The sequence below is a fragment of the Clostridium tertium genome (assembly GCF_902652255.1).
Lineage (GTDB): Bacteria > Bacillota > Clostridia > Clostridiales > Clostridiaceae > Clostridium > Clostridium tertium_A.
The window spans coordinates 160628-178028 of sequence record NZ_CACRTO010000008.1; the positions used below are offsets into that span (position 1 = coordinate 160628).

The 17401-nt window shown below is 27.4% G+C and carries 12 protein-coding genes; 10 read left to right on the top strand and 2 right to left on the bottom strand.

The genetic code is table 11. The features are described from left to right. The first annotated feature begins 254 nt into the window (after positions 1-254). Positions 255-704 carry a GNAT family N-acetyltransferase gene (locus GPX08_RS03450; RefSeq protein WP_156625427.1) on the top strand — a complete coding sequence of 150 codons (450 nt, stop codon included), beginning with the start codon at positions 255-257 and terminating at the stop codon, positions 702-704. 1 nt (position 705) lies between these two features. Continuing rightward, positions 706-1233 carry a GNAT family N-acetyltransferase gene (locus GPX08_RS03455; protein WP_156625429.1) on the top strand — a complete coding sequence of 176 codons (528 nt, stop codon included), beginning with the start codon at positions 706-708 and terminating at the stop codon, positions 1231-1233. Positions 1234-1311: 78 nt separating this feature from the next. Here GPX08_RS03455 and abc-f read toward each other — a convergent pair whose 3' ends face one another. Beyond that, positions 1312-2955, bottom strand: a complete 1644-nt coding sequence (gene abc-f / locus GPX08_RS03460; protein ID WP_156625431.1) for an ABC-F type ribosomal protection protein — start codon at positions 2953-2955, stop codon at positions 1312-1314. A gap of 349 nt (positions 2956-3304) precedes the next feature. Here abc-f and GPX08_RS03465 point away from each other — a divergent pair, with 349 nt between their 5' ends. Further along, on the top strand, positions 3305-4090 hold the full coding sequence (locus GPX08_RS03465) for an EcsC family protein (RefSeq protein ID WP_156625433.1): 786 nt from the start codon (positions 3305-3307) through the stop codon (positions 4088-4090). 61 nt (positions 4091-4151) lie between these two features. Continuing rightward, positions 4152-6098 carry a GTP-binding protein gene (locus GPX08_RS03470; RefSeq protein WP_156625435.1) on the top strand — a complete coding sequence of 649 codons (1947 nt, stop codon included), beginning with the start codon at positions 4152-4154 and terminating at the stop codon, positions 6096-6098. Between the two features lie 442 nt (positions 6099-6540). Here GPX08_RS03470 and GPX08_RS03475 read toward each other — a convergent pair whose 3' ends face one another. Then, positions 6541-7182: a hypothetical protein gene (locus GPX08_RS03475; RefSeq protein ID WP_156625437.1), complete on the bottom strand. Its 642-nt coding sequence runs from the start codon at positions 7180-7182 to the stop codon at positions 6541-6543. Between the two features lie 158 nt (positions 7183-7340). Between GPX08_RS03475 and GPX08_RS03480 the strand changes: the two genes are divergently transcribed. The 6 genes from GPX08_RS03480 to GPX08_RS03505 all read left to right on the top strand — a co-directional run bounded on the left by GPX08_RS03480 (position 7341) and on the right by GPX08_RS03505 (position 17376). Then, on the top strand, positions 7341-7724 hold the full coding sequence (locus tag GPX08_RS03480) for a lactoylglutathione lyase (protein ID WP_156625438.1): 384 nt from the start codon (positions 7341-7343) through the stop codon (positions 7722-7724). A gap of 68 nt (positions 7725-7792) precedes the next feature. Next, positions 7793-8731 (top strand): L-lactate dehydrogenase, encoded by a 939-nt coding sequence (locus GPX08_RS03485; protein WP_156625440.1) that lies wholly within the window; start codon positions 7793-7795, stop codon positions 8729-8731. Positions 8732-8863: 132 nt separating this feature from the next. Then, the gene (locus tag GPX08_RS03490) at positions 8864-10267 is read left to right on the top strand and encodes a L,D-transpeptidase family protein (RefSeq protein ID WP_156625441.1); all 1404 of its coding nucleotides are present in this window, start codon (positions 8864-8866) and stop codon (positions 10265-10267) included. 138 nt (positions 10268-10405) lie between these two features. Further along, entirely contained in the window at positions 10406-15070 is a 4665-nt protein-coding gene (locus tag GPX08_RS03495) for a S8 family serine peptidase (RefSeq protein WP_156625443.1), read from the top strand. Between the two features lie 138 nt (positions 15071-15208). Continuing rightward, the gene (locus tag GPX08_RS03500; protein ID WP_156625444.1) at positions 15209-17179 is read left to right on the top strand and encodes an acyltransferase family protein; all 1971 of its coding nucleotides are present in this window, start codon (positions 15209-15211) and stop codon (positions 17177-17179) included. A 50-nt stretch (positions 17180-17229) separates the two neighbouring features. Continuing rightward, entirely contained in the window at positions 17230-17376 is a 147-nt protein-coding gene (locus GPX08_RS03505) for a hypothetical protein (protein WP_156625601.1), read from the top strand. Positions 17377-17401 lie beyond the last annotated feature (25 nt).

Here is a 17401-nt window from a genome sequence, read left to right on the forward strand (position 1 = left end):
TACATGCTTTTTGTTATTTATATAGTTGTTAGGTGATGAAGTATGATGAAAATATAAATGATAGATTAAATGATTTAGATTATGGGATATAAATTAATATAGATAAAATGTATTACAATGGAATGGTTTTGGAAGGTAAAGAGTGTTCATTTAGAATTATTTATAATGAATAAATAAGATTTTTATAAAGTTAATATATTATTTAATTTTATTTGATATACTAGTGTTATATATTTAAAGAAAAGAGGGGAAGAATGAATTTAAAAATAAAAAATGTTGATGACTACAATTATAATGAGGCTATAAGCTTAAGAGTGAAAAGTGGTCAAGAAAGTTTTATTGAAACTGTTGAAGAATCTTTGGAAGAAGCAAAAGAACTATCATTATGGAGACCTGTAGGTATATATGATAATAGTGAAATTATAGGTTTTGCTATGTATGGTAGATGGGAGAAAAAAGACTCTCATGGACAAGTATGGCTAGATAGGTTTATGATAGGTGATGATTTTCAAGGAAAGGGGTATGGAAAAGAATCATTAAAGGTTATTTTAGACTTAATTCATAAAGAATATGATTGTAATGAAATATATTTAAGTATTTATGGAAATAATACTTTTGCAATAGATTTATATAAAAAATTTGGATTTGATTTTACTGGTGAATTTGATAGAAATGGTGAACTAGTAATGAAATTAGAGGTATAAAATGATAAATATAAGAGAAGAAGAAATGAAAGATTATAAAGAAGTTGAGAAAGTAGTAGAAGAAAGTTTTAAAACAGCTGAATTTACAGATAATGATGAGCATAATCTAGTGAATAGATTAAGAAAGAGCAAAGAATTTATCAAAGAGTTGTCTTTAATAGCAGAAGATAAAAATAGAATAATTGGACATGTACTTATAACAAAAGCATTAATTAATGGAGAAAATAAATCATATGAAACTTTAGCATTAGCTCCATTATCAGTTTTACCTGAATATCAGAAGTCTGGAATTGGGAAAAAACTTATGAATAGAGGAATAGAAAGAGCAAAGGAATTAGGATATAAATCAATAGTTGTACTAGGTCATGAAAGTTATTATCCTAAGTTTGGATTTGAAAAAGCTAGCAAATATGGAGTGAAAGCACCTTTTGAGGTTCCAGATGAAGCTTATATGATTTTAGAATTAGTACCAGGTGGTTTAAATGGGGTTAGTGGAATAGTTGAATATTCTAAAGCATTTTTTGAATAATTAATAAATGATTAAAAATAAATAGGAGCTGTTGTTAATAGAGACTTTATTTTCTAATACAACATGCTCCTATTTGCTTTATTTTAATGCTTTAAGTTTATTCAATATTTCTAAATATTCCTTCTCTAAGACAGCTTTTTTATCTATATTACTTTCAAAAGATAATAAGGATATTAATTCTGAAAGTTTAGTTTCGAGGATTAATTTATTTTCTTGAAGCAATTTTTCATATTTATCAATTTTAGGTTTATTTTTAAAATTAATATACTCACTATAGCTTCCATCAAATTGTGTAATTTTATTATTATTAATTTCTAGTATATAATCACAAATATTAGAGATAAACTTTCTATCGTGAGATACTATTAATAATGTTTTATTAGTATTTTTAAGAGAGTTTTCAAGAGCTTCCATACACTTAATATCTAAATAATTTGTAGGTTCATCAAGGATAATAATATTATTATCTGAAAGCAAAAGTTTGCAAATTGCAACCTTAACTTTTTCACCACCACTTAATTGAGAAACTGTTTTATAAACAGTATCTCCTTTAAATCCAAATCCATCTAGGTTTATTCTAATAAAACTTTCTAGGTAAGAAGAATCAACTTGAATATTTTCTAAAATACTTTTATTAGGGTTTAATATATTTTGTTCCTGATCTAGAAAACCTAAAACAACATTATTAGCTATTTTAATACTTTCATTATCATTTTTAATTAATTCTTTTAATAAAGTACTTTTTCCAGTACCATTCTTACCTATTAAAGCTACTTTCTTACCTTTTTTTATTTTAAAGCTAACATCTGATAATAAAGTTCTATTATTAATACTGAGATTTAAACTCTTAACTTCAATTGGATTTTTAGAAGTAAGTTCTAAATTTTCTATTACACTTATTTTTATTAATTTTTCTTCCTTTGGCTTTTCCTTTACTTCTAAATGTTCAATTCTGCTTTTAATAGCTTTTATATTATTTTCTAAATGTTGCTTTGATTTTTGATCACCCATTTTATGAAGTCTTGCTTCAGAGTTTCCCATTCTTTTTGGAGTTTTTCTAATACTGTCCCGTTTACTTTCCTTATTGGATATTGCTTGCTCAAGCCTCTTTTTTTCTGCTTTGTAATTAATATATTCTGTATTTTGTCTTTCTTTTTCTAAATTCTTAAGCTCTAAATATTTTGAATAATTACCTTTATATACATTAATTTTTCCATTGTCGATTTCAAATATTGTATTACATAAAGAATCTAGAAACTTTCTATCATGGGATACTAGAAGTAAAGTACCACTATGACTTTTAAACATTTCTTCTAATATTTCAATACTACTGCTATCTAAATTAGAAGTAGGTTCATCAGCAATAATAAGCTCTTTATTTTCGCTTAATGCATTAGAAATTTTAAGCTTCACTTTTTCTCCACCAGATAGATGGTCTTTATATTCATTAGGTGCATTAAGTAAGTTTTTAATCTTACTTGTAGAAAAGCTTTCATCTAAATTATCCATTTGGCTAATATAAGAGAAGCTTTTAGTTAAATATACACTTCCTAAATCTACATCTTCATCTCCAATTAAGATTTTTAGTAAGGTACTTTTACCAGCGCCATTTGCACCTACCAATCCTATTCTATCTCCAGATAGTATTTCGAGTTTTTTAATATCTAATATTAACCTATCACCATAATATTTTTTTACATTGTTTAATAATGCTAATTGCATAAAAAAATCCCTCCTTATTTTAGGAGAGAGTTATAGACTTATAAAAAGGCAACACAATTAAACCTTTAGTCATAATCTACTCTCCACAAATTTGTGCACAAGAAATAAGCCTAAGACTTTTTTATATGCACTAAAATTAATTAAAGTAGATTATATTCTCATTGTTGAAATTACCTTTTCCTTTCGTATAGTTAGTTTTATTTTGAAGAAAGTATCTTCAAATATATTATATATAATATTCTAATATTTAGGTAGAGAAAATTTTAGAATTTTTAAAATATGAAGTAATTTTAGATTTTAATTCTTAATGATATAATTAATATTAATCATTTAAAAGGAAGTAGGGATTATGAGTAAAATTATTAAAAAAGAAATTAATAAGTTAATTAAAAAAGAAAATAAGATAATTAATAAGAAAAGAAGCAAAATAATTAAAGATAAATTAGATCCTATATCAGAAAAAATAGAAGATAAGATTCCAGAAAAATTAAAGGGAACTCTAGAAAGTGCATTTTATAATGCCTTTAAGATAGTTTTTCAAAAGGGTAGTAAATATATAGAAAAGCTATATGATAAGGAAAAATTAAAAGTAGATCACGATATAAATAATTATTCCTTAAATAAGAGGATGACAAGAAAAAGCCTAAAATTAATTGATTCTCAAGGAAAGAAAAGTAATCTAATTAATTCAACTATTTCAACTATAGAGGGAGTAGGTTTAGGAGTTTTAGGAATAGGAATACCTGATATTCCATTATTTATTTCAATGATATTAAAAACTGTATATGAAATTGCTTTAAGTTACGGATTTAGTTATGAAGAAGATAATGAAAAAATATATATTTTAAATTTAATTAATGTTGCACTATCTAGTGAAGAGGAAAAACGAACTTATAGCGAAAAAATAAATGAGATAGAAAGAAAAATAGCTTTAGGAGAAGACTTAGATAATGTACTAGATGACGAGATTAGAGAGACATCTAGAGTATTATCTAGTAGTTTATTAATAGCTAAGTTTATTCAAGGACTTCCTATTGTTGGGGTATTTGGAGGAATAACTAACTATCAATATTTAACTAAGGTAAGCAAATATGCAAGAATTAAATATAAGAAAAGATATTTAAATAAATATTAATTAGTAGTTTCTTATATAAATACTAATTATATAAATACTAATTATTTTAGAAGGTGAATAAATGAAGAAAACAATAGGAATACTTGCCCATGTAGATGCAGGTAAAACAACATTTTCAGAACAATTACTTTATCATACAAATAGTATTAGAAATAGAGGAAGAGTGGATCACAAAAATTCATTTTTAGATATTCATAGTATAGAAAAAGAAAGAGGAATTACTATATTTACTGATCAAGCTGTTTTTGAAATGGATGGATCCACCTACTACCTACTTGATGCACCTGGACATATTGATTTTAGTTCTGAGATGGAAAGGACATTAAGCATTTTAGATTATGCAATATTAATAATTAGTGCAGTAGAAGGAATACAAGGACATACTGAAACTATTTGGAATCTACTAAGAAAATATAATGTTCCAACCTTCTTTTTTATAAATAAAATTGATAGAGTAGGTGCTGATTTAGAAAAAGTAATAGAAGAGGTAAAAGAAAATTTTACAACTGATATTTGTTATTTAAGCAAATTAAATGGTTTAGATGAAGATGTAATAGAGGTTATTTCTGAAAGAGATGATGTTCTTTTAGAAAGATATTTAAATGGTGACTATAATGAAGAGGAATGGATTATACATTTAAAGGGCCTTATTAAAGATAATAAAGTTTTTCCTTGCCTTTCTGGAAGTGCACTACAAGATGAAGGAATAGATAATTTCTTAAATATTTTTAATGAATTAACTATCAGTAACTACAATGAAAATGGAAATTTTTCTGGTAGAGTTTATAAAGTGAAATATGATGAGAATGGTACAAGGCTTACTTTTATAAAAGCTTTAAGTGGAAGCTTAAAAGTTAGAGATGAGGTATCATACTGCAAGGAAGAGAAAATAATAGAAAAAATAAGTAGTATAAGGATATATAATGGAAGTAAATTTACTACTGCAGATAAGGTAGTAGCTGGTGATGTTTTTGCAGTTACTGGATTAACTATGGCTGAATCAGGCTGCGGAGTTGGAGAATTGAAGGATTTTTTCAACTTTAATATGGTACCAACTTTAATGTCAAAAGTTATTTATGATAATTCCTATAATGTAAAAGATGTTTTGAGATATTTTAGAATTTTAGAAAGTGAAGACCCGGCTTTAAATGTAAATTGGAATGAGGTACTACAAGAAATTCAAGTATCTATTATGGGAAAAATTCAATTAGAAGTATTAAAAGAAGTTTTAGAAGAAAGGTTTAATTTAAAAGTAGATTTCGGACCATGTGAAATTATGTATAAAGAAACTATTAATAATGATACATATGGATATGGACATTTTGAACCATTAAAACACTATGCTGAAGTTCATTTGAAATTGGAACCTAATAATAGAGGAGAAGGAATAACCTTTGAAAATAAATGCCATGCAGATGATCTAACTACTGGACATCAGAATTTAATAAAGACACATATATTTGAAAGAAATCACCATGGACTTTTAACAGGATCACCTATTACAGATATAAAGTTTACTTTGCTAACTGGAAGAGCACATAATAAGCATACTGAGGGTGGGGATTTTAGAGAAGCAACCTTTAGAGCTATTAGGCAAGGGTTAGAAAAAGTAAATAACATTCTTTTAGAACCATATTATAAATTCAAAATAGATGTTGAATTAGATTATATGGGGAGAGTGATTTCAGATATTCAAAAATTAAATGGAAGTTTTAATCCACCAGAGACAAAATTAAATAAAGTTACGATTACTGGAAGAGGACCGGTATCTACTTTTATGGATTATAGTGCTGAAATTCTTACTTTTACAAAGGGAAAAGGAAGTATAAATTTAATTTTTGATGGATATGATGTATGCCATAATACAGAAGCGGTAATAGAAAGATTAGGATATAATAAAAATGTAGATATAGAATATTCATCGAGCTCAGTATTCTGCTCAAAAGGACAAGGTTTTGTAGTACCTTGGGAGAAAGTTGAAGAATATATACATTGTAATATATTGTGAACAAATCTCTAACATATTATGCTCTGTCTCCGTCGCAAGCTCCAAGTCGACTTACGCATAATATGTTAGAGATTTCAATAACAATATAATTTTATGAATATAATGGGACTAAAGGAAAAAACTCCTGACGGAATTTTAAATAAATGAGAACATTAGCAAGAATTACTAACATATATCATTATTATAATAGATTGATCATTTAAATTTCTAATGCTGAATTACTTGAAAAGATAAATATAATATGTGAAATAATCATATGGCGAAAAATTAGAAGTACTTGGCGAAGTAAAAACTACTAGTCCTTAGAGTTGTTGGTTTGTCTGAGCGAATGCGAGTTCTACTAAAACTCTTGGGCTAGTAGCTTTTGCAAGCCTAGAACTTCTTTTTGTAGCCATTAGATTGTGGAGCATATTATATTTATCTTTTCTGTTATCTTCGCAATTTAAAATAAATGTGCATAAAGTTTATTGCCATCCTCAAAAACTGTAACGTTAAAATAATTCCATGGAACTACAGTTGCTCCCACTCTTGAAATAGCAACTCTTATTTTAAAACTTGAACCAGTATTAGTTTCAGAGTTTGGACCTTCATACGTAACTCTATCAAGTCTTACAACCATTTCTTCACCTGGATTTAATTCCATTTGATTTCTTAATGAATTTAAATCTTTAATAAGCTTTTCCTTATCTTCATTTGTAATTGATACATATCCCTTTTCAGTATTACTATCAATAGAAACTAAGTAATTATATACAGAAGAATCTTCGTTTAAATATAAATATAATAAATCTTTTGCAAAATCTAATTCTTTATATTCACCTTCGGTATAATTTAATCCTTGTTGATCATCATATATATTAGTTCCAACTTTAATGGAAGATATGTCACCATTAGCAGAGTATGTTTTATTTAATGCTTCAAAATTAGTTGTTTTAACAGGTTCATCATCTTTGGTAGTTTCATCTAGCAATTGTTCATCTTCAGTTGTAGTTTTGTTTTCAGAATTAATCTTAAATAATGAACAAGAGCTTAAGTTAAATGATAATGACAAAATAATAAGTCCTAATAATATTTTTTTCTTCATAAATACTCCTTCCAAATCTTAGTTCAAAATAATTGTAAAATAAAACAATTCAAAAGTAAATTAATAAGGAGTTAATTTCATATTTTATGTAAAAGTTGATTAATTTACATTTTATTAATATAATAGGTATATAATATTTACATTTAGGAGGAAAAATTATGTCGGTTAAAATGTTGCATACTTGTATAAGAGTTATGGATTTAGAGAAGTCATTAAAATTTTACAAAGAAGCTTTAGGACTTATTGAAACTAGAAGAAAAGATTTCCCAGAGCATAAATTTAGTTTAGTATATTTATCAAATGAGTTAGGTGGCTATGAAATAGAGCTTACTTATAATTATGATATGGAAAAACCTTATGAACTAGGAAATGGATATAGTCATATGGCTGTAGAAGCTGAAGACTTAGAAGCTATGAGAGAAAAACATATGGATTTAGGGTATGAAGTAACTCCATTTAAGGGATTACCAGGAACTAAACCGTCATATTATTTTGTTACTGATCCAGATGGATATAAAATTGAAGTGATTAGGGCAAAATAATATATGAAAATTGATAAAAATAGAAAAATGGTATATAATAGAAAAAATAAAGGATGAAGGTGGATATTATGAGTAAAATATCAATTATCGGAGCAGGAGCAATTGGAGCAACAACAGCCTTTGCCTTACAACAAAAACAAGTTGCAAGGGAAATAGTCATAAATGATATTAATCAAGAAAAAGCATTAGGAGAGGTTTTAGATTTAATTCACGGTAGTGCATTAAATAGTCCTTGTACTGTTACTTTAGGGGCTTTAGAGGATACTAAGGACTCAGATATAATCATTATTACTGCAGGTGTTGCACAAAAGCCAGGTGAAACTAGATTAGATTTAGTTGATAAGAATTACAAAATTTTTAAAAGCTTTGTACCAACTATTGCAAAGTTAAGTCCAAATGCAATTTTATTAGTAGTATCTAATCCAGTAGATATACTAGCTTATATGACTTATAAGTTATCAGGATTCCCTAAGGAAAGAGTAATAGGTTCTGGAACAGTATTAGATACAACTAGATTAAGAAGCTTACTTGGAAAATATTTTGGTATAGATGGAAGAGTAGTTCAAGGCTTTGTATTAGGTGAGCATGGTGATAGTGAATTCGTTCCTTGGTCATCATCAACTATAGGAAATATTCCAATAAAAGATTTTTCAAAGCAACTTTCTATTGAATGGGATGAAGCAACAGAAAAAGTTATTGCTGATGATGTAAAGAATGCAGCTTATGAAGTTATTAATAGAAAAGGTGCAACTGCATTTTCAGTAGCAGCAGTACTTACTAGAATAGTTGAAGCATTCTTAAAGGATGAAAAAACAGTTCTATCAGTTTCAACTTTATTAACTGACTATTATGGAGTTAACGAAACTTATTTAAGTGTTCCAACAATAGTGGGTAAAAATGGTGTTGAAAGAGTATTATCAATAGAACTTTCTGAAGAAGAAAAAGAAAAGTTTGTTACTTCAGCTAACTTAATGAAGAAATATATTGATAGAATAAATGAAAACTAAATTATAAAGCTAGTAAAGAAAGTGTACTCAATTAGTATTAACTAAATGAGTACACTTTTTATTTTAAGGTATAATTTAGATTGATAAACATATTATTATATAGTTATTTTATTAATATATATAGGAGAAAATATGTTAAGTGGGTTTTATAAAAAATTTTTAAAAAATAAGTTAATAGGTAATATAGTTATAGTGATATGCTCAATAATTCTTATATACATAAGTATATCTTTATATTTTACGAAGCATTTTTTCTTTAATACTATAGTAAATGGAGTAGATTTATCACTTAAAAATCATAACGCTATTAATTCTAAATTTAATTCTTTTATAGATGAATATAGTCTTGAGATAATAGATAGAAGTGGACAAAGTCAAATAATTAAAGGGGATATTTTAGAAAAGGGAAAAGCCTTAGAAAATGAAGAGTTTTTATATAATAATATAAAAAGTAAACAAAAGTCATTTGGATGGCTTCTATATTTATTTAAAGAAAACAAATATAGTGTTGATGATGTATATACTATTAATGAAAAAAAACTTTCAGTAATAGTAGATGATCTAGATATCTTTAAGGAGGAAATTATTTCTCCTGAAAATGTAAAATTTATATATAACAATGGTAAATATGAAATGATAGAAGAGGTATATGGAAATGAAGCTAATAAGGAAAAAGTATATGAGACTATAAAGATGGCTTTATTAAATGGGAAAAAGCATATTAATCTAGATGAAGAAGGATGCTATGAAAGTCCTAAATATACTATTAATTCAGACAAAGCCAAAGAAATACAAAAAGAGTTAGATAAATATGTTTCTACTAACATAAGTTATTTGTTTGATGAAGATAAAGAGGTACTATCTGGAGATAGAATAAGTACATTTATAAATATAAATAATGATTTAGATATTGAATTAAGTAAAGAAGAAATTAAAAAATATATTAAAGAGTTAAGTGATAAATATAATACAATTGGAATAACAAGAAAGTTTAAAACTTCCACAGGAAATACAGTTGAAGTAGAGGGTGGATATTATGGATATAAAATAAATTCCGTTGCTGAAACTAGTCTATTATTAGAGAACATAAAAAATGGAGCAGTAATAGAAAAGGAACCCTCCTATAGTCAAAAAGCATTATTTAGAGGTGAAAATGATATTGGGGATACTTATATTGAAATAAACATAAGTAAACAATATATGTGGTTTTATAAAGAAGGAAAAATAATAGCACAAGGAAGTGTAGTTACTGGTGATCCTAGAAAAGGAAACTCAACAGATACAGGAACATATATGATCAATTATAAACAAAAAGAAGCAGTTCTAAGAGGTGCTAATTATGAAGCTAAGGTTAATTATTGGATGCCTTTTAATGGGAATATAGGGATACATGATGCTAATTGGAGATATAATTTTGGTGGACAAATATATTTAAATGATGGAACACATGGGTGTGTAAACGCGACTTTATCTCTAGCTAAAAAGATTTATGAAAATATTGATGCAGGAACACCAGTGATTTGCTATAAGGAATAGAATTTAAAAAATTTAAAAATATAAATTTTTTAAAAAAGTTCTAAAAAAAAATGAAGTTAAATAATATATTATATGTAAATAATTGATAAGTAATCTTATCAATTATTTTTTTATAAAATTACAAGAGGGGGCTTAATAATGACTAATTTTAAGAGAAGAGTAATATCCACTGCTGTAGCAATAATAATGTTATTTTCATTATTATTAGGGATAAAACCTTCATTGGCATTTGCAAACAATAGAGGTAGTGAAGATATCAAAAACTCATTACTGAAAAAACTTGAGAAAAAAGTTGATTCTAGTGATACTTATAATGAAATTAATAAACTAGAAAAAAGTTCTGAAAACTTAGGTATAAATAAAGAAGGTAATCCAGAGGAAAGGATAAGGGTTATTGTAGAGCTTGAAGATAAGCCAGCTACTTTAAAATTGGAAGATGGTATTCAACCAGAAGAAAAATTAGTTGATGAGGTTAAAGAAGCGCAAAAACCTATTCAAGAAGAAGTTGAAAGTAAAACAGGAGAAGAAGTAAGGCATACTTATGGTAATTTAATTAATGGATTTTCTATAGATTTAAAACGTAAAGATATAGAAAAGGTGGAGGAAATAGAAGGAGTAAAGTCTGTTAGTGAGGCCAGGATTTATTATCCAGATATGTCGACAGCAAAAGAATTTACTCAAGCTACTAGTGTATGGAGTGATTATGGATACAAAGGTGAAGGTCTTGTAGTTTCAATAATTGATACAGGAATAGATTATACACATAAAGATATGAAGTTAACAGATTCATCTAAGTCTAAAATCAGGAAAGAAGATGTTAATGAAGATTTAGGAAATTTCTTCACAGATAAAGTACCATATGGATATAATTTTGCTGATGAAGATAATAAGGTAATAGATTCTTCAGGAAGTATGCATGGAATGCATGTTGCAGGTATTGTAGCTGCTAATGCTAATGATGAAGAAGTTAAAGGAAGCAATGGAATTCAAGGGGTTGCTCCTGAAGCACAGCTTTTGGCCATGAAGGTATTTAGTAATAATAGTGAAGTTAAAGGAGCTTATTCTGATGATATTATAGCAGCAATAGAAAAATCAGTTGAGCTTAATACTGATATTATTAATATGTCATTAGGATCTTCAGCAGGATATAGGAATGAATTAGCACCTGAGCAAGTAGCTATAAAAAATGCTACAGATGATGGTGTAATATGCGTTGTGTCAGCTGGTAACTCTACAACATCAACTGCTCCATATATTATAGATGGAATTAGTGATGTAGGAGTAGTTGGTTCACCAGGACTTGCTAAAGATGCACTGCAAGTAGCAAGTTCTGAAAATTCAACTATTACCCTCCCGGCATTCACTGCTAATATAAATGGAAAAGAGATTTTAGTTGGATATACTCAAGCTGATGTGGAGCCTTTAGATACTTTTAAAGTAGATGAAAATTTATCATTAACTTTTGTGGATAAGGGTAAAGAAAGTGATTATTCTGGAAAAGATCTTAAGGGGAAGGTAGCTTTAATAGAAAGAGGAGATATAAGCTTTGTTGAAAAACAACTTTATGCTCAAAATGCTGGTGCTGTTGCAGCCATAATATTTAATACATCTCCAGATGAATATATAAATATGGCTACTGATCCATCAGTAACTATACCATCAATCTTTGTTAATGGAAAAGATGGTAATTTATTAAAAGAAAATGCAAATAAAGTTTATATTAACTTTAATGGGAAGGTTGTTGTTAGAGAAAATAAGGCGGGTGCAACGATGTCTGACTTTACTTCTTTTGGTCCAGCGCCAAATTTAGAATTTGCACCTCAAATAACAGGACCAGGTGGAAATATTTATTCTACTTTAAATAATGATAGATATGGTAGTATGAGTGGAACATCAATGGCAGCACCACATGTAGCTGGTGCCACAGCACTTATAATCGAAGGGCTTAAGGATAAGGGGATAAATTTAGAAGGTAGAGAGTTAATTGAATTTGTTAAGAAGTCTATAATAAATACCGCAAAACCTTTATATGAAGTTACACCTTTTGGGGAAGAAATTCCATATTCTCCAAGAAGGCAGGGGGCAGGAATGCTTCAAGCTAAATCAGCTATAGATAATAGAGTAATTGCTTTAGGAAAAGATAATGAAGCAACTATTGCTTTAAAGGAAATAGGTGAAAAAACTGAATTTGAAATAATATTAAAGAATTATTCAAATAAAGAAGAAAAGTATGAAGTTAAATCTCTAGGAGAGGTATTAACAGCTTTTGAACCAAGCATGATTGATGAAGCAATTTTAGGTGGATATACTGATTTTGATGTTACTTTAGATGGAGCTAGTATTAATTTCAATACTGATAATGTGATAGTACCAGCTAATGGTGAAGCTAATGTAAAAGTAACTTTAAATGTTCCAAAGGAAGGAGTTACAAACAATTTTGTAGAAGGATTTATAAATTTTGAAGCAGTAAATGAAGGTACACCATCTTTAGTAGTTCCATACATGGGCTATTATGGAGATTGGTCAGAAGAACAAATAATAGATGGAGCAGCATGGGATAATGATAATGTATATATGGTTCCTAGCTTTGCAGCTACTTCAGTATTAGGTGAATATAATTATCTAGGTTTTGAAGGAAGTTCTCCATCAGGAGTTATAATAAATCCTGAAAAGATAGCAATATCTCCAAATGATGATGAAGTGTTTGATTCATTAACACCTGCATTATATTTATTAAGAAATGCAAAAGAAGTTAATGTAGATTTACTAGATGAAAATAAGAATGTTATTCAAGGAAATATTAATGGAGATATTGAATTAAGAAAGAAGATACTTTCTAATGAGGGAGGAGATTTCCCTTCATTATTTGCTAATTTATCTTGGGACGGAAAGATTTATAATAATTCAACAGGAAATAATGAAGTAGCTAAGGAAGGACAATACTATTTAAATTATAAAACTAAAGTAGATGGAACAGATACTTTCCAAGATTTTATTATTCCTGTTAAAGTAGATATTTCACCAATTAAGACTACATTAGAATCTAGTGCAAACCCTAAGGAAGGGGATTATGAACTTAAAATTGCCTTTAATGGAGAGCTTAAATCTAAAAATGTTAAAGCATTAGTATTATTTATTAATGGTGAGGAAGCTAATGATTATAGTTTAAATGAAGATACATTAACAACTAAATTAAATATAAATAAGGATTCAGTAAATACTGTTGAAGTAACAACTATAGATAATGCTGGAAATATTTCTTATGATAAATATGAAATAGTAACTGCAGATATTAAATCCGAAGTAAAAGTAATAGGGTTCCCTACAGGAGAGGCTCTTAATAATAAAGAATTATTAGTTAAGGGTGAATACAAAGGTGATGTAAAAGAAATATTTATTAACGGTGAAGCACCAGAAATTATGAAAGATGGATATTTTGCTAAGAAAATTATATTAAATGAAGGATATAATAATGTGAAGGTACAAGCTAGAACTAGCACTGGAGAGGTATTCTTTGATAAAGTCTATAAGACATTTTGTGATACTGTAGCACCTGAAATTAATATTTTTGAACCAATAGTTAATGATAATGGAGAAGTGATAACTTCTAAGGATAGCATAAAGCTTAAGGGAGAAGTAAGTGATAATACTGAAGGATATAAACTATTTGTTAATGGTGAGTACAAATTTAGTGTTTCATTAGATGGAGCTAAAGGTAAGGAAGATACTCTTAGAAAATTTGAATATGATATTCCAGTAAAAAATGGAGATGTTATTACTGTGAGAGCTATTGATTTACTTGGAAATGAAACTTCTAAGAAAATGACTGTAATAGTTGATAAGAGTATTCCTGAAGTTGAGATAAAAGATGTTCAAAACACTAAGGTTTATAACAAAAACGTTAAACCAAGTGTAACTGTAAAATCTAAAAATGCTAAGGTTACTGCTACTCTAAACGGTAAACCATACAACTTTGAAGAAATTACTGCTGAAGGAAATTACATTTTAGAAGTAGTTGTAGTGGGAGAAAATGGAGTTGAAGTTAAGAAAACTATAAGCTTTGTCATTGATAAAACAGCTCCTATAATACAAATAGCTGGAGTTGAAAATGGAAAGTACTACAATACTAATATTTCTCCTAAAGTAACATCTAACGAAGATGCAACTATTTATCTAGAATTAAATCAAGAAGGTTATAATAGTGAAACTTTAGTAGATGAGGGAAATTATATTCTTAAAGCTAGAGCTGTAGATAAAGCAGGAAATGAATCTGTATTAGAATATAAATTTACAATAGATAAGACAGCACCTGTGATTACTATAGAAGGAATAATAAACGGAATGAAATATGATAAGGAAGTGAAGGCAACAATCAAGAGTAGTGAAGAAGGAGAAATAATAACTACTATAAATGATAATCCTTATAATGGAGAAGTTCTCATAGAAGATGGTGAATATAATATTAAAGTAGTTGCTAAAGATTTAGCAGGAAATACTTCAGAATTAACTAGAACATTTAGTATTAAATTATCAGATTCAAATATTAATAAGCCAAATCCAACACCAACTCCAACACCAAAGCCAGATCCAAAACCTAATCCTAATCCAGGAAATGATAAGGTAAATGATGAAAATGGTGTTGATGAATCAAATACTAATACAAATAATACTTTAGAGATAGGAAAAGGAGATTTACCTAAGACAGGAAGTGAAAGTTATTATTACCTTATAGTTATAGCAATAGGTGCTATAGTAGCTGGAGCTATATTTATTATGAAGAGAAAGAAAGTAGAAGAGAAATAAAGTAAAATGTTAATTTAAGGATAGGATTTAAGCTAATAGGCTTAAATCCTATTTTTACATATAAAAACAATTTATGTAAAGAGATATTTATTATGATATAATACATTTATAATTATTATATAAAAGGGGGAGATAATAATGGAACAAAATGCTAAAAGGTATGATTCAATTAATATTATGAGAATGGTAAGTGCACTATTAGTTATAGCTCTTCATTCATCAATTTTTGCAAGTATAAGTATAGGACTTAACGATATAGTTGCAAAAGGTATTTCAAGAATAGCTGTGCCTTTCTTCTTTGTTTCAACGGGGTACTTCATGGTAAGAAATGTTAATAAAGAAGGATATGTTAAGAAGTTTGTTAAAAAGCTGGGACTAATATATATAGGCGTATCTGCGATTGATTTATTACTTATTATGCCTTATGTACAAAATAGGTTAAAAGGTGGATTTATAGATAATATTAAATACGTTTTTATAGGTGGTATTACAGAAAGTTTATGGTATATTCCAGCTATAATCTTTGCAGCAATAATTATAAGTCTTTTTATAAGAAAAAATTGGATTAAGCCTTTAATAGGAATCAGTGCAGTATTATATATTATAGGACTTTTAGGTGATAGTTATTTTGGATTAATTAAAAATACACCTTTAGTAGGTATAGTAAATTTTTATAATAGTATTTTTATAAATACTAGAAATGGAATAACATTTAGTATTCCTTTTGTAGCAATTGGAGCCTTAATTGCACTAGGATATTTAAAAATAAACAAAAAGCATGTGAAATTATTAGTATTAGGATCATCAGTATTATTTATAGCTGAAGCTTATTTATTAAATTCAAATAAGATACCAATTGATACTAATATGTATATTTCTTTAATACTATTAGTACCATCAATATTTGTATGGCTTCTAAATATGAAGGTAGAAATAAGTGAAAGAACATCTAATATACTAAGAGAAATGAGCCTTTGGGTATATTGTATTCATGAAACTATAATGATAGTTTTAATGATTTATATTGGAACTAGTAGTACAATGATGATGTTCTTAATAGTAACGCTAGTTTCAATATTTATTTCATATCTAGTAGCTATTAAGAAAGTAAAAGTACAGGCGGTTAATGTAAAAAAAGAAAGAGTTTTACTAACTTTATTCTTAGTCCTATCTTTAGTATTTCTATTTATTAATAATTCAAATAGAAATAGTCAAAGTGCATATAATCCTAAAGAAGTATTTAATTTAGATGGAGAACCAACAGATGTAGTTGGGCCTTTATATAAAGTTAGTGATGATAATAGTAGCATATATATTTATCAAACAAGTTTATTAGGAAATAAAGAGATGTATCCTTTGAATACAGTAGTACAAGATGCTATAAAAAACAGTGATGCTATAGCAATTGAATATGGTGAAGTTGATGGGACTAATGAAGAAGTTATTAATTTAACTAGATATAATTTAGAAGATTCAATAGAAAATCATGTATCAAAAGAAGCAATAAGCATTTTAAAAGATATCTTGGAAGAGAATGGATTGGAGTTTGAAAATGTAAGAACTCTAAAACCATATATGATAAATGGAGTATTTAAGTTAACTAGTTTAGAAAAAGAAAGTGTTTCTACTAGTTACTCACAACACGGTTATATACTAACATTAGGATCTGAATATAATAAAGAAATAATTACTTTAGATAATTCAATGGATGTAGTAAAGAAAACTATAAATTCTGTAGAAGGAGTTGGCGACGAACTTATTAAATTAATGGAATATAATAAATATATAAAAGAAGAAAGTCTAGTTAAGTATGTAGATTTATGGAAGAGTGGAGATATTGAAGCTTATAATAATTATGATTATATATACGAAAGCTTAGATGATAGTAAGAAAGAAGAGTATAAAAAGCTTAATGATGTTATACAAGAAGTATTTAATAAATATATAAATGGCCAAGAAGATATTTATATGGGAAAAATAAAAGAATATATGAACTCAGATAAAAACTACTTTGTAGTATTTTCAGAGGTGCAACTATCTAGTGAGAATGGAATGTTAGATAGATTGACAAGAGAAGGTTATAAAGTAGAAAAAGTAACTAATTATTAAATGTTTTTTTAAAATATGTACTATTAAATAGAGTCGGTGAATCTGAGAATATTGAAAATGCTGCAGTATTTTATGCAAGTGATGATTCATCTTATATAACAGGTAATTTATTAGAAGTAGCTGGAGGTTTTGGATTACCAACACCACATTGGGGATTCAATAAGAAAATAATAAGGGAAAATATACAATTTAGGTAAAATATGTTACAATATATAAAAGGGG

Bases quoted from the DNA above. Each gene is read 5' to 3' on its own strand.
- GPX08_RS03450 (WP_156625427.1), top strand. From the start codon at position 255: ATGAATTTAAAAATAAAAAATGTTGATGACTACAATTATAATGAGGCT.
- GPX08_RS03455 (WP_156625429.1), top strand. From the start codon at position 706: ATGATAAATATAAGAGAAGAAGAAATGAAAGATTATAAAGAAGTTGAG.
- abc-f (WP_156625431.1), bottom strand. From the start codon at position 2,955: ATGCAATTAGCATTATTAAACAATGTAAAAAAATATTATGGTGATAGG.
- GPX08_RS03465 (WP_156625433.1), top strand. From the start codon at position 3,305: ATGAGTAAAATTATTAAAAAAGAAATTAATAAGTTAATTAAAAAAGAA.
- GPX08_RS03470 (WP_156625435.1), top strand. From the start codon at position 4,152: ATGAAGAAAACAATAGGAATACTTGCCCATGTAGATGCAGGTAAAACA.
- GPX08_RS03475 (WP_156625437.1), bottom strand. From the start codon at position 7,182: ATGAAGAAAAAAATATTATTAGGACTTATTATTTTGTCATTATCATTT.
- GPX08_RS03480 (WP_156625438.1), top strand. From the start codon at position 7,341: ATGTCGGTTAAAATGTTGCATACTTGTATAAGAGTTATGGATTTAGAG.
- GPX08_RS03485 (WP_156625440.1), top strand. From the start codon at position 7,793: ATGAGTAAAATATCAATTATCGGAGCAGGAGCAATTGGAGCAACAACA.
- GPX08_RS03490 (WP_156625441.1), top strand. From the start codon at position 8,864: ATGTTAAGTGGGTTTTATAAAAAATTTTTAAAAAATAAGTTAATAGGT.
- GPX08_RS03495 (WP_156625443.1), top strand. From the start codon at position 10,406: ATGACTAATTTTAAGAGAAGAGTAATATCCACTGCTGTAGCAATAATA.
- GPX08_RS03500 (WP_156625444.1), top strand. From the start codon at position 15,209: ATGGAACAAAATGCTAAAAGGTATGATTCAATTAATATTATGAGAATG.